A 13,741-nucleotide genomic window follows, 5' to 3' on the forward strand; every position below is an offset into this window, starting at 1 on the left:
TTTTGACATCTCTTTAGTCAAGTAAAAGTTAAGGTTTGCGTCGGGTCGATTTTCTTTATGAAAACGATTCGACGCTTTTTTTTGTCTAAAACCAAAAAAAAGCGAGTTCTCCCTTTACAGAACCGTATTAGATTCCTATAATGAGATTTATCTTACTAATTACAACTTGTTTGATCGGAATTTAACTAATTAACGCGGGGGGATTATTTTGAAAAAAGGAATCATTCTACTAAGCAGTTTACTACTATTAAGTTCAACCTTATTAGCGGCTTGCTCTAGCGGTGGATCGGACAGCGCTAACAGCGCCACTCCGCAGGGTAATGATGCTGCACAGACGGCTGCTACTGCGCAGCCTTTGACAAGTCTGGTAGAAGCATCGGATTTGACCAAGCTGCCGGATGTGTCCAAAAAGAGAAACGACACGATAATTGTCGGTCTGACCGACCCGGCAGGGGTGTTCACTCCCTATTTCAACCAAAGTGGCTATGATGGCAACGTGATTTCGCAGTTGTGGACTCCACTGGTTACGGTAGATGAGAGGGGGCTTCCGCTGCCGAATCTTGCTAAGAGCTGGGATATCTCCAAGGATAATCTGACGTACACGTTTCATTTGGTTCCCGATACGAAATTCAGCGACGGTTCCCCTCTGACGGCAGAGGATGTCGGTTTTACATGGACGCTGATTTATGACAAAGCCTATGCTGGAGATAGTCCAATCCGCAAATTGAATATTAAAGGCGGCAAGGCCTATACCGAGGGCAAATCGAAACAAATTGACGGGATCAAGGTCATTGATCCGCAAACGATCTCGGTAACGCTGGAGAAGCCAAACGCGCTGGCGTTGACAACTCTGGGCTCCGATGTCTTGTCCAAAGCCTACTACGGCAAGGATTATAAGTTTGGACAACTGGATTACTTTAAAAACCTGCATGGTAGTCCTTTGGGTAACGGCGCTTACAAGCTGGAAAAGTTCATTCCGGGGCAAGAGGTCCGTCTGGAAGCCAATGATAACTTCTTCAAAGGCAAACCGAAAACACAGCATTTTATCTACAAAACCGCGGAAGGCGATGCTTGGCAGTTTATTGAGACAGGCGATACCGACTTTGCCCAATTCACCGCGACTCAGGAGAACATTGATAAACTGAAAGGGCTTGGCTTTTTAAACATTTTGCCTTATACCCCAAGCACTTACGGATATATTCAATTAAATCTGGAGAATGAAAAGCTTAAGGATAAGAAGGTTCGTCAGGCGTTGACTTATGGTCTGGATCGCAAAACCATTTATGTAGATGCAGCGCAGGGAGCAGGAGCGGTGGCTAACATTCCGTCTTCTCCAATTTTCTGGTCCTATACGACAGACGGGGTAAACCCGTACAATTATGACCCGGAAAAAGCGAAAAAGCTGCTGGATGAGGCGGGCTGGGTAGCAGGCAGTGACGGTATCCGTGAGAAAAATGGTCAGAAGCTGACCATTCACATGCTGACCTCCAAACGCCCGGAAACAGACACATTTATTGCGCTTGCGGCTGAAAATTACAAGGAGATTGGCGTTGATTTCCAACCAGAAATTTTCGCAGACTTTAATGCGATGGTCGCCAAGGTAGATGGTAAGGATTACGATATGGCTTCCTTCTCCACTCCGATGCTGACTGACCCATCTGATGGAATCGAGCAATTCGTCGATGGGGAAATCAAGGGGTATAACAATCCGAAGGTAAAAGAGCTGTATGAAAAAGGCTTATCCACGACGAATATTGAGGAACGCAAAAAAATATATAAAGAACTGTACTTACTGCTTAACGATGAGCTGCCCGTCATTTTCACGAACTATAAGAAAACAGTATATGCCTACAATGGCCGTATGGAACATGTAAAGGTCAGTCCGTTCATTGGCTTGTCCGGCAATCTGTTTGAATGGTCCCTTAAATAAAGCCATGCTTGCGGGCCCCTTGTGAAGAATCGTCAGTTCCGATCAAGGGGCCTCCCAAATGGGGTGAAATGAAAGGAGTCTGTCATGAGCTCGTTTTTAACGAAAAGACTGACGTATATGATCATTATTTTATTGGCCGCTTCGATGATGATTTTTTTTCTGTACGCCATGACACCGGGGGATTTCATCAGCGGCGATCTCAAGCTGTCGCCAGAGAGGAAGGCGGAGCTGAGGGAAATATACGGACTGAACAAGCCCATTCTGGAACGCTACGGAAGCTGGCTGTGGAATGCGCTGCATGGCAATTTTGGTTATTCACTTGCCCAGCAAAAGCCAGTGCTGACCTTGTTTAATGAATATATCTGGAACTCGTTTTTACTAGCGATTGTATCGACCTTCCTGACGTGGGTGATTGCTGTCATTATTGGTGTGGTTGCTGCTTATAAGCAGTATTCGTGGTTCGATACCCTCGTCATGGTGGTGATTTTTGCCGCGATGTCTGTTCCATCTTTTTTTATCGGGCTGTATCTGATCAAAGTTGCAGCAGTCGATCTCAAATGGCTGCCACCGGGCGGCATGCTCAATACGGGCAGTAACGCTACGGGTATGGAGTATGTGAAGGAGGTCCTTCAGCATATGATCCTGCCAGTGACCGTCATGACGCTGCTGGGACTGGGTTCACTGACCCGTTACTTCCGCAGCAATATGATCGACGTGATCCAGCAGGACTATATCCGTACGGCCCGCGCGAAGGGCTTAAAGGAAAGAAAGGTACTCTTTACGCACGCTTTGAGAAATGCGTTGCTGCCTGCAATTACGTTGATTGGCTTCGAATTGCCTGCATTGTTTGGCGGATCGCTTATTATTGAAAAGATTTTCAACTGGCCGGGAATTGGTCAGCTGTACATGCTATCCTTTTCGCTTCGGGATTACCCTCTGCTCATGGGCTTTACGATGCTGATTGCCATCTTGAGCGTCATTGGGACGCTGCTGTCCGATATTCTGTATCGTATCGCGGACCCGCGTGTGAAGGTATAAGGAGGGGGCTATGGAATGTCATCCGTTAGCAGCAATTTGAGCAAAAGTAGCGGCAAGCTGCGAATAGCTGCAAAATCTTCAATGTGGCGGCAGGCGCTGCGGCAGCTGTTCAGAAACAAGCTGGCTATGGCCGGGCTACTCGTCGTTGTATTTATGTTTTTGATCTGTTTTATCGGTCCGTTATTTTCTCCCTATGCTGATAACAAAACGAATATATTGATGATGAACAAGGCACCGAACATCCATCACTGGCTGGGAACAGACAAACTGGGACGGGATGTGCTGACCCGTGTGATGCAGGCAGGCCAAATTTCCCTCACTGTGGGATTGGCATCTATGGTGTTGTCTGTCTTTTTGGGAGCTACGCTGGGCGTTATATCGGCGTATTTTCGCGGGATTGCGGATCAGATCATTATGCGTATCGCTGATTTGTTGCTGACCGTTCCGAGTTTGCCGCTGCTGTTCATTATGGGCGCGCTACTGTCCGACTGGAAGGTTCCCCCGGATCAACGTATGTATATCGTTATGCTGATGCTTAGTCTGGTCAATTGGCCAGGGATCGCGCGGATGGTGAGAGGTCAGATGCTTAGTTTGCGGGAGCGTGAATTTATGCAGGCTGCAACAGTGCTGGGACTGTCGAATCGACGCAAGCTGTTCAAGCATCTATTTCCTAATATTATGCCGTTGCTGATTGTTATCGCCACTTTGAACATTGGCGGAGCTATCCTGAGTGAATCTGTACTTAGTTTCTTCGGCCTTGGCGTGCTACCTACAACACCGACTTGGGGCAACATGATTGATGCGGCCAACAATGTGCTGGATTTTCAGCAGCGTCCGTGGATGTGGATACCGCCTGGCCTTTCCATTTTTGCTACGGTCATCGCCATTAATATTTTTGGTGACGGACTGCGGGACGTACTTGACCCGAAACATAAGAGGTAGGTGATCATACACCATGAACAATGTACTTTCGATTGAGCATTTAAGCACTCATTTTTATACAGAAGAAGGCACGGTCAAGGCGGTGGATGATGTCAGCTTCCGTGTGAAGTTGGGGGAGACGGTATGTATTGTCGGCGAATCAGGCTGTGGCAAAAGCATCACTGCGATGTCAATCATGGGCCTGATCCAGAGCCCCGGCGGTAAAGTGGCAGGCGGAAGCATCCGTTTTGAGGATACCGATCTGCTGGGGCTTAGCAGAAATGAGATGCGCACGATTCGCGGTCATGAGATATCTATGATTTTTCAGGAGCCGATGTCATCGCTGAATCCGGTCATGACCATTGGGGAACAGTTATCCGAGCCGCTAGTCGAGCATTTGAAAATGGGCCGCAAGGAAGCGCACAAGCGGGCGCTGGAGCTAATCGCACAGGTAGGCATTTCCCGACCTGAGCAGATTATGAAAAGCTATCCGCATGAGCTGAGCGGTGGAATGCTACAGCGCATCATGATTGCCATTGCCGTTTCCTGCGGACCCAAGCTACTCATTGCTGATGAGCCGACGACGGCGCTGGACGTAACGATACAGGCGCAAATTCTCGACATGCTGCGTGAATTCAAGGCGCAATCCAATATGTCGCTGATGCTGATCACCCATGATCTGGGCGTTGTTGCGGAAATGGCAGATTACGTCATTGTGATGTACGCAGGCAAGATTGTCGAGGAAGGCGAAGTGGTACAGCTATTTAATCATCCCAAGCATCCTTACACGCAAGGATTGCTAAAATCCAAGCCGGTGCTAAATCAGCGTCAAAAGGAACTGTACTCCATCCCTGGACAAGTGCCTAATCCACTGGAGCTGACAACATCCTGCTATTTTCATGACCGCTGCGGGCATTGCATGGATATCTGCCAAGTGAAGGAGCCTGTATTAAAAGAAGTTTCAGCACAACAAAAGGCATCCTGCTGGTTATATGAGGAGGCGGTTGTTCATGGCTGAGCCATTGCTGGAAATCGACCGCTTAAAAACGTATTTTCCGGTCAAGTCCGGGTTTATGAACCGTACAACGGGGTATGTGCGGGCGGTGGACGATATCAGCTTTACGATCCGTCAGGGGGAAACCTTCGGTCTGGTGGGCGAATCGGGAAGCGGCAAAAGCACGGTAGGCCGCACGATTGTCAGATTGACGGACAAGACGGACGGCACCATTAAATACAAAGGAGTGGACCTGCACAGCCTGTCCGCCAAAGGGATGCAGGAGCTCCGCCCTAAAATCCAGCTGATCTTTCAGGACCCGTACAGTTCACTGAACCCACGTGTGCGCATCGGAGATGCCATTGGGGAGGCGCTGCTGGATCACGGGATAGCGACGAAAGAGCAGGTCCGGCAGATTGTACTGGACGTGCTCAAGCTGTGCGGATTGTCGGAGTATCATATCGACCGTTTTCCGCATGAATTTTCGGGTGGTCAGCGCCAACGGATAGGCATTGCCCGGGCGCTGGCGCTCCAGCCGGATCTGATCATTGCAGATGAGCCGGTGTCGGCGCTGGACGTGTCCATTCAGGCGCAGATTATTAACCTGTTCTCCAAATTGCAGGCCGAGCGGGGGCTGACGTATTTGTTCATCTCGCATGATTTAAGCGTGGTGGAGCATCTGTGTTCCCGCATAGGAGTGATGTATTTAGGCTCCATGGTCGAAACCGCTTCGCGTGACGAGCTGTTCGGGAATCCGCTTCATCCATATACGAAGGCGTTGCTGTCGGCGGTACCGATCCCGGTGCCGAAGCTGAAAAGAGAGCGGATTTTGCTCAAAGGGGATATTCCAAGCCCGGTTAATCCACCTTCCGGCTGCAAATTCCATACTCGCTGTCCCTTTGCTATTGACCGCTGCTCCAAAGAAATTCCACTCTATCGTGAGGCTCGTCCAGATCACTGGGTGGCTTGCCATTTGGCTGAATGAACAGAACTAAGCCAGTAAATTTTGAAGCCGTTGAAACGGCAGACCGTACATCACAATGAATCGGTTCTGTTGTTTCAGCGGCTTTTTAATGTTGTGATCCAAGCCGCTTGGGTTGACAACCCATCTAAAATAGCGCTATATTAAATATTAATCGTAATTATTACTATTTAAATGAAAATCATGTCCATTTCCGTGTTCGTCCATCCAGTGGTAAGGGTGGAGAGCCTTCATGATTGGCATATATAACAAGGAGGAGCTTTACATGGCTAAGAAGTCGAAAGTGGTTAAAGAGAAGAAACGTCAGGAAATCGTAGTTAAATATGCAGATCTGAGACGTGAATTGAAAGCAAAAGGGGACTACGAAGCATTGCAAAAGCTTCCGCGTGATTCTTCCCCGACTCGCCTGAAAAGTCGTTGCGAGCTGACAGGCAGACCGAGAGGATACCTGCGCAAATTCAAGCTGTCCCGTATCGCGTTCCGCGAGCTGGCTCATAAAGGCCAAATCCCAGGCGTTACGAAAGCCAGCTGGTAATCAGGTTATCCGTGTTCTTAACCTGATGCAATGTATCACAGAGGGGTGAACAGGGAATGCTTCGCGTCACAGGATGACGTGGAGCATTCTTTTTTTATGGCATTTAAATCGCTGTTTGTATTGCTTCTCCCCGAATGGTTAGGTAAAATATGGACGGGCTAAAAATAATACATAACAAAAGATTACATAATGTGGCGATATCAGATTATGTATACCTCAGGAGGAAAGCTACAGGATGGATGAGCAGCAGAAAAAAGATTCATTTTGGAGTCTGGTGAAAAAGGGGAACAAGTCCTCAGGCTCGGCGGCACTGGGTAATACCGGTATTGCGATAATTAAGGGGATTGCTTTTGCCTTGACAGGCAGCGGTTCCATGTTTGCCACCATGATGCATTCGATTGCAGATGCGGTGAACCAGGTGTTTGTATTCGCGGGCAGTGTGCTGGCAGAGAAAAAGCCGACAAAACGCTTTCCTACCGGCTTTGGACGGGTAATTAACCTGTTTTGTATGGTCGCGGTTATTGTCGTGACGATCATGGCCTATGAAACCGCATTGGAAGGCATCCATTTGTTGCAGCATCCGGCTGAATCCACACATGGATTTTGGATTAATGTGGTGGTCCTGATTTTGTCTCTGGTGGTTGACGGGTTTGTATGGAGCAAAGCGATGAAGGAAGTGCTGCATGAATCCAGAGTGGAGGCGAAGGGTTTTGGCATTTTTACCTCTGCGTTTCGTCATGTGGGACGTGCTGCGCCGCCAACTCGTCTGGTGTTTTATGAGGATTTGGTAGCAACAACGGGTGGTGTGCTTGCTTTGCTGGCGGTTGTGGTTACCTCGTTGACAGATTTTAAGCTGCTGGACGGGATATCGAGTATTCTCATCGGTTGTCTTATGGTAGGCGTTGCGTTTCGGGTTGGCTACGACAATATGGTGGGCTTGATTGGAGTATCTGCTCCCCCTGATATCGAAGAACGCGTGGCATCCATTATTCTTGCAGATACGCATGTGACGGATATTTACCAAATGCGTATTTTGCAGGAGGGACGCTACTATCACGTAGAAGGGCTGATCGAGCTCACACCGGGAATGACACTGGCAGATGCGGACGATATCAAATTCAGAGTCGAGGATGCTTTGTTACGTGATCCTAATATCTCAGATGCAGCACTTGGTATTCTGGAGGATGACGGGATTAAAAACTGGAAACCAGAAAAGCCCAAAGCCTAGAAACGATAAATCCAGGCGAATCTGGACAGAACTTGGCAATAGCGTAACAAGAACTTTCGCGACCACAACAACGTGGTGTGGAGGTTCTTTTGCGTTTGACGATATTGTTTTCTACCCCTTTGAATTTAGGCGGATTGTTAGATACAATGAAAGCGTTAACAAAAAAAGAAAGCGAAAACGAATGTGTCTCATGGGGAGGAAATACAAATGAGTCTTCTGAAGGAGGCTTGGCCTGCTTCGCGGCTCGTCACGGTGCTGGCTGGCGGCTCGCAGGATGTAGCAAGGCAACAGTTAAGGCGTGAGTGGACGAAAAGGCTGCGGGTAACTGTCTCTGAGCCGATATATGCCGGGCTTTGGAAGGATATTGAGCGTGTCTGTGAGAATAACCGGGAAACGCCATGGCCGACGCTTTCGTTGTCTCTGTTCCGGCAGTTTGCGAATACTGGGGAGCGCAAGCCGTATGAGGATGTGTATTTTGAACGGCGTGGACGTCTGGTTGCCTTAGTGCTGGCAGCCGTTGCCGAGCCGGAGTCTTGGCGGATCAAAGAGGTGGAAAGAGGTCTCTTGGACATCTGCGGGGAGTATACATGGGCACTTCCTGCACATGTCAGGGAAGAAGATACGGTGACACCGCCCCGGCAGCAGGTGGATTTGTTCGCTTCTGAAACCGCGCAAACGCTGGCTGAAATCATATTGCTGCTTGGTGAGCAACTGAATAGCCATGTGGTCGCTCAGGTGCGTGGTGAGGTAGAACGACGTGTTTTAGAACCTGTATTCTGGGAGCCGCGTCATTTTCAGTGGGAAACAGCGGATCACAACTGGGCGGCTGTATGCGCTTCCGGCTGCGGAATCGCCGTGTTGCTGCTGGCAGAAGACGATCCACGCAAAGCTGCGGCTATCGAGAAAATGCTCGGTTCACTGGACTGCTTCCTGGCAGGCTACAGGGAGGACGGTGGTTGTCCCGAAGGAGTCGGTTATTGGGTGTATGGCTTTGGTTATTTTATCTATTTTGCCGATATGCTACGTGAGTTTACCGAGGGGACTGTGGATATCCTCACCTCGGAAAAGGTTAGGCAAATAGCGGCCTTTGCGGAGCGGGTTCATCTGTCGGAAGGCATTTTCGCCAATTATTCGGACAGCAGTGAAACCGAACGTCTTCCATCCGGACTCATCTCTCGTTTGAATGCTTTGCAGGGGCGACCGTCTACACTGCCTTTCCGCATACCGGGTCTACTGGAGGACCCTTGCCGTCGTTGGGCGCATGTATTGCGCAATCTGGTTTGGACGAATCCTTTGGCCTTTGGGAACAGTGAGGCTGTAGTCGATTATTTGCCACAGCTCGGGTGGCTGATGTGCCGCAGCCACAGCCACAACCACAACCACGGTATATCTGGAACTCCAACAGTTGAACAGGCCGCTATATTTGCCTTTTCAGCTAAGGGGGGGCATAACGACGAACCGCACAATCATAATGATCTGGGACATTTTATCCTTCATGGCGGTGGTGAAAATCTGCTGTGTGATCTGGGAGCCGGCTTATATACGAAAGCCTATTTCTCACCGGGGCGAGAGTCGATCACCAACATTTCCTCTGGTGGTCATTCTGTGCCTGTTATTAACGGGATCATGCAGCAATCAGGCGTGGAGGCACAGGCAGTTGTGCTGGATATTGCCTTGGGAGAGCAAGGGGCCGCACAGATGGACACAAGGTTTAAGCTGGATCTGACATCTGCGTATCCCGTAGAAGAATTGGCGCTGTTCACCCGCTCATTTGCATGGAATGTGTTGGAGAGGAACGAGGGGGCGAAGCTTACCGTCACAGATCATTTTGAGTTTGAGACGTCTGACGGGAGCATACAGCCTTGGGATGTGGAAGAGAACTTGATCAGCCGTATTCAGCCTTATACGGGAACAGGCTTTGTGGAATGGAAGGGAGCGAGTGCGGCGGTCAGGCTGGATTATGATGCCAGCGTGCTGCGTCTGGAGGTGGAGGCTGTGCAGCATATGGATCATGACGGGGTACCGTTTGTGTTTTATAAAACATCGTTAGGGCTGGCCTCGGATCGCTGTGGCGGCGCTGCAAGCGTGGATTGCGAGCTGTTTTTTACCATAAATCATTCTTCATTTTGAATGGGAGGCTGACAGAATGAATAAACTGCACACAGGCAGCGTGTATCCTTGGCAGACGGAGCTGGAGGATTTTATAGAACGGTTGGATGAACAGTTGGAAATCGGGCTGAATCGAGTGGAGGACGGCTGGACTCACCAACGTAAGCTTGCTGTGCTGGAAAAGCTGGTTCGTGCTTATACCCCGCATCAGGATGAAAATGGGGCCATCATCGACCCTCATTCTGATAGTGAACGGTACTACTCAACTCCATCCTATGCTTTGGCAGCGGCGGTACTGGTCAAAGAAGGTCGGCATGACTTGCTCGAATCCGCTGCTGCGGCTTTAACACACAGCATAGCGTGTGTGGTGGAGGAAAAGGCCCCGGATCACCATCCGGACTTTTTTCCGATCATGATGATGGGGGCATATCGACTGCTCAAAAACCTGCTGCCAGAGCAGGCCATAGCATGGAAGCAGCGGTTGAGCCAGATTCAACCGGAAGATACCTACATTTTTACGATGAGCAAAATGAAAAATCCGAATCGTATGATCAACTGGAACGCGATTATGATTTCCGGTGAGTTTATGCGTGCGGCAGAAGGAATTGCCGCGGATTCGGAATGGATGGAGGCGTATATCCGTAGTTATCATTTGCCTCGATTTACCGGATTGGGATTGTATCAGGATGGTCCGCTGGACCGGCCCAATAGCCCGTTTGCCTACGATATCGTCACACGCTTTCACCTGGGCGTGATGCTGGAGGCGGGATATGATGGCGGCTGTGCCCCTGAACTGCGCGACCATCTTCACAGAGGGGCGCTCAGCTCGCTACTGGCGTTATCCCCGCAAGGGGAAATTCCACCGCGTGGAAGAAGCGCGCAGCATCAGTGGAACGAAGCTGCGGCGGCCTTCGTCTTTACGACACATGCGCAGCAGGCTTTTGCAGCGGGCGAGTACGGGCTGGCAGGGGCATTCCGGCGGGCAGCGGACCTGTGCTGGCAGGCGATTGGTCGCTGGCAGACCGACGAAGGCAAGCTGCATATCGTCCGCAACCATTATTCGTCCGAGGCTCGGCATGGCTTCGAGGTGTACTCGAACCATACCTGCTACAGTCTGTGGACGGCTGCTGCGCTGGCTTATACACTTCTGCACGGAGCGGATTTGGAGCGCATTTCACCATGCTCAATTCCGGCGGAAATGGGCAGCAGAGTGCTGGAAACGGACGGCTGGTTCCAGACGGTCATTGCGACCGTAGATGGGCAGCAAATGCTTGTGCAGACATCGGTCAATGACCCGTACAATATTCCCGGCATCGTGCGTATTCAGCGTTCCACGCTGCCTCCACTAATCGGTCCGTCCTCGGCAGGGCATGCAGACCGTGGCTTTACAGGCTTTGCGGAAGGGGATATTTTCCCGCTCAGCTATACCCCGGCCTGGCAAACGGAGGATGGGAAATGGCACAGCCTGTCGGAAGGCATTCCCGGCACGCTGGGGTTCGACCGAGATGGAGGTATTGATCCGTTGGACGGTGGGGGATCGGTACAGATGGAGCAAAGCACCACATCTGATAGAGAGACTGATTTTACGTTGTTGTGGAAGGGTCCGTTTCCGGGCGTGTGGGAAATTCGAACGCAATATCGGCAGGTACCCGGCAAAATTGAGGTGACATATGAGCTTCAAGGCAATATTCAGGCTGTGGGGGCACTTATTCCTTTAATGGCGTATGACGGTCAGGAACGCAGTGTCATTCACCATGTCATGTCGGCAGGTGAAGAAAAGGAAAGCATTCGGGTGGAATATGCAGGTGCGAGTCTGGAAGTTATTCCAGCAACGAAAGGAACGAATGTCGTGTGGCCAGAAGAACTGGCTTCTGTGGCCTGTCGGAATGGATTACTCAAGGGAGCACGTCTGGAATGCGAGGGTAGCCATATTTCTTTTATCATTCATTTGCCAGCATAAATAAGGGCCGGAACAATCGATTTTTTAACATGTGGAAAAGGGAGAGTGAAGAGCAATGACTGAAACAGAAGCATGGCTGGAACAATCGTGGGAGCTGGCTTTGGATAAAACGCTTGCCTTGGCGGCAAGACTGGGGAACGCCTTTCCACATGTTGCAGAAGGTGGACGTTATGATCATCGTGAGGAAGAATGGTGGACGGCAGGCTTTTATCCAGGTTTGCTGTGGCTGATAAATCGAGCACGTCCTGCCAGCGGAGCTGCCAGCATTGCACAGCAGTGCGAGGAACGTCTGGAAAAGGTGCTCTACAATAGTGAAGCCGTAGACCATGATCTTGGCTTTATTTGGCTGCCCAGCGGTGTGGCAGCCCATCGGTTGACTGGAGATCCAGAATCCAGAAGACGTGGGCTGTTAGCCGCTAACCTGCTGGCTGCGCGTTTTAACGTGAATGGCCGTTTTATTCGCGCGTGGAATTTCCACGCCAAGGACATGGATACGCGGGGCGTAGCGATTATAGACAGTATGATGAATCTGCCCTTACTCTATTGGGCTTCGCAGGAAAGCGGGGACCCGCGTTTTGCCGCTCTGGCTGTGCAGCATGCCGATACCGTAGCGCGTGAGTTTGTCCGTGCTGACGGTTCGATTGCGCATATGGTCGAGTTCGATCCGGAGATTGGAAAAAAACGCGCCGAGCACGGCGGACAGGGATTTGCACCCGGCTCTGCCTGGGCACGTGGCACATCATGGGCTTTGTACGGTTTTACGCTTTCGTATGGGTACACACGCGATTCGCGTTATTTGAAGGTAGCCGAGAACACGGCAGACTTTTTCCTGTCCCAACTGGGCGATGCTTGCCTGCCTGTGTGGGATTTTAGAGCGGAGGAGGGGCACCGTGAAGCTTGGGATTCGTCTGCTGCGGCGATTGCAGCGAGTGGCCTGCTGGAGCTGGCAAAATATTCGACGCGTGCGGAGCATTTTACGACGGCAGCAGAATCCATTCTTAAGGGCTTGCATGAGACATGTACAGCATGGGAGCAGGATCATGAGGGACTGCTCATGAATGGAACTGTACACTATCCCGAGCAAAAATACATTAACGTTCCCATTATCTACGGCGATTATTTCTTTGTCGAGGCACTGGCAAAACTGCGTGGAGAAGATGGCTTGTTTAGTGTGTAATTCGGGATAGTCGGGGAATCGGGATGCGGAAAATCTACGGCAGGCCGGACTATTATTTGCCTAGGCGCCTTGTAGGGCCGGTGAAGGCAGCGTGTGTGTAATTTTCATTTACATATACGCTGTTCTTTTATAACCGAAATAGCTGATTGCAATTCGATGCTAAAGAACTACTTCTAGCAGGAGAGAGGGGATAGCTTTGTTTAGTTCATACTAAATCTGAGGAAAAATATTGAAGATAAGCTCTTAGCTCTTATAAAATTTTTCATTTTAATGCATGGATATAGGTCCTGTTGCTTGTTTATGAGAATGTATTCGTAAATTGACAAATGGGGTAGGCATCGGCTCTTTTAGTAGGCGGAGTATTTTTCATGATCCCAGTCCCGCTGGACATGGAGGAGGTTGGTTTCATTAAAGCATTACATATGTTGTGGCCGCTGATCTTTTGGCTCATAGTGCCGTGGCTGTATTGTGTGCTTTGGGAGTCGTCAAATGCACAAGCAACGCCGGGCAAGCTTGCGTTTTCTCTAATTGTCGTGAACGAGGAAGGAAGGCGTCTTGGATTCATGCACGCCTCCGGGCGTTATTGGATTAAAGCTATTTCTGGTGTATTTGTTCATATTATTTACATCGTTGTTGCTTTTACTGCAAAAAAACAGGGACTACACGATCTTTGTGCCAAAACCTTGGTTGTGAATAAAAAAGAGCTGCAACGACATGGACAGCATCCGTCTTTATCCCCGGTATCTACGAATATCATAAATTGATGAACAGCGAAATTTGGAAACGATTCCTGGGACAAATTCCGGATTTAATGAAGCAAAATGTTAACAAGAGACCAGCTAGTGCCTGAGAAGCATTAGCCGGTTT

The 13,741-nt window shown here is 49.8% G+C and carries 10 protein-coding genes and 1 pseudogene; all 11 read left to right on the forward strand.

Translation table 11 applies throughout. The annotated features are described in order from the left end of the window. The first annotated feature begins 208 nt into the window (after positions 1-208). Positions 209-1,930, forward strand: a complete 1,722-nt coding sequence (locus ABIA61_RS02710) for an ABC transporter substrate-binding protein (RefSeq protein ID WP_404519140.1) — start codon at positions 209-211, stop codon at positions 1,928-1,930. An 84-nt stretch (positions 1,931-2,014) separates the two neighbouring features. Further along, complete coding sequence (locus ABIA61_RS02715; protein ID WP_044645538.1) at positions 2,015-2,968, forward strand: ABC transporter permease; 954 nt, start codon at positions 2,015-2,017, stop codon at positions 2,966-2,968. A gap of 15 nt (positions 2,969-2,983) precedes the next feature. After that, positions 2,984-3,910, forward strand: coding sequence for an oligopeptide ABC transporter permease (opp4C, locus tag ABIA61_RS02720; protein ID WP_283657855.1), 927 nt, complete (start codon positions 2,984-2,986; stop codon positions 3,908-3,910). Positions 3,911-3,923: 13 nt separating this feature from the next. Beyond that, complete coding sequence (locus tag ABIA61_RS02725) at positions 3,924-4,907, forward strand: ABC transporter ATP-binding protein (RefSeq protein ID WP_283655778.1); 984 nt, start codon at positions 3,924-3,926, stop codon at positions 4,905-4,907. Beyond that, positions 4,900-5,868, forward strand: a complete 969-nt coding sequence (locus tag ABIA61_RS02730) for an ABC transporter ATP-binding protein (RefSeq protein WP_283655779.1) — start codon at positions 4,900-4,902, stop codon at positions 5,866-5,868. The genes ABIA61_RS02725 and ABIA61_RS02730 overlap by 8 nt, the downstream gene beginning before the upstream one ends. A 262-nt stretch (positions 5,869-6,130) precedes the next feature. After that, positions 6,131-6,400, forward strand: a complete 270-nt coding sequence (gene rpsN / locus ABIA61_RS02735) for a 30S ribosomal protein S14 (protein WP_404519138.1) — start codon at positions 6,131-6,133, stop codon at positions 6,398-6,400. A gap of 235 nt (positions 6,401-6,635) precedes the next feature. Next, positions 6,636-7,628, forward strand: a complete 993-nt coding sequence (locus tag ABIA61_RS02740; RefSeq protein WP_283655780.1) for a cation diffusion facilitator family transporter — start codon at positions 6,636-6,638, stop codon at positions 7,626-7,628. Positions 7,629-7,835: 207 nt separating this feature from the next. After that, positions 7,836-9,758 carry a heparinase II/III family protein gene (locus tag ABIA61_RS02745; protein WP_283657856.1) on the forward strand — a complete coding sequence of 641 codons (1,923 nt, stop codon included), beginning with the start codon at positions 7,836-7,838 and terminating at the stop codon, positions 9,756-9,758. Positions 9,759-9,774: 16 nt separating this feature from the next. Beyond that, complete coding sequence (locus ABIA61_RS02750; RefSeq protein ID WP_283655781.1) at positions 9,775-11,697, forward strand: glycosyl hydrolase; 1,923 nt, start codon at positions 9,775-9,777, stop codon at positions 11,695-11,697. Positions 11,698-11,752: 55 nt separating this feature from the next. Further along, a complete protein-coding gene (locus tag ABIA61_RS02755) occupies positions 11,753-12,874 on the forward strand; it encodes a glycoside hydrolase family 88 protein (RefSeq protein ID WP_283655782.1) in 1,122 nt (373 codons plus the stop codon). A gap of 365 nt (positions 12,875-13,239) precedes the next feature. Then, positions 13,240-13,638 (forward strand): annotated as a pseudogene (locus tag ABIA61_RS02760) (RDD family protein); the annotation flags it as partial. Positions 13,639-13,741 lie beyond the last annotated feature (103 nt).

It is taken from the genome of Paenibacillus sp. RC21, from assembly GCF_044907935.1.
GTDB classification, from domain to species: domain Bacteria; phylum Bacillota; class Bacilli; order Paenibacillales; family Paenibacillaceae; genus Paenibacillus; species Paenibacillus terrae_A.

What these genes read in the sequence shown, in the direction of transcription:
- ABIA61_RS02745 (WP_283657856.1), top strand. Translation starts at nt 7,836, where the DNA reads ATGAGTCTTCTGAAGGAGGCTTGGCCTGCTTCGCGGCTCGTCACGGTG.
- opp4C (WP_283657855.1), top strand. Translation starts at nt 2,984, where the DNA reads ATGTCATCCGTTAGCAGCAATTTGAGCAAAAGTAGCGGCAAGCTGCGA.
- ABIA61_RS02750 (WP_283655781.1), top strand. Translation starts at nt 9,775, where the DNA reads ATGAATAAACTGCACACAGGCAGCGTGTATCCTTGGCAGACGGAGCTG.
- ABIA61_RS02715 (WP_044645538.1), top strand. Translation starts at nt 2,015, where the DNA reads ATGAGCTCGTTTTTAACGAAAAGACTGACGTATATGATCATTATTTTA.
- ABIA61_RS02755 (WP_283655782.1), top strand. Translation starts at nt 11,753, where the DNA reads ATGACTGAAACAGAAGCATGGCTGGAACAATCGTGGGAGCTGGCTTTG.
- ABIA61_RS02730 (WP_283655779.1), top strand. Translation starts at nt 4,900, where the DNA reads ATGGCTGAGCCATTGCTGGAAATCGACCGCTTAAAAACGTATTTTCCG.
- rpsN (WP_404519138.1), top strand. Translation starts at nt 6,131, where the DNA reads ATGGCTAAGAAGTCGAAAGTGGTTAAAGAGAAGAAACGTCAGGAAATC.
- ABIA61_RS02725 (WP_283655778.1), top strand. Translation starts at nt 3,924, where the DNA reads ATGAACAATGTACTTTCGATTGAGCATTTAAGCACTCATTTTTATACA.
- ABIA61_RS02740 (WP_283655780.1), top strand. Translation starts at nt 6,636, where the DNA reads ATGGATGAGCAGCAGAAAAAAGATTCATTTTGGAGTCTGGTGAAAAAG.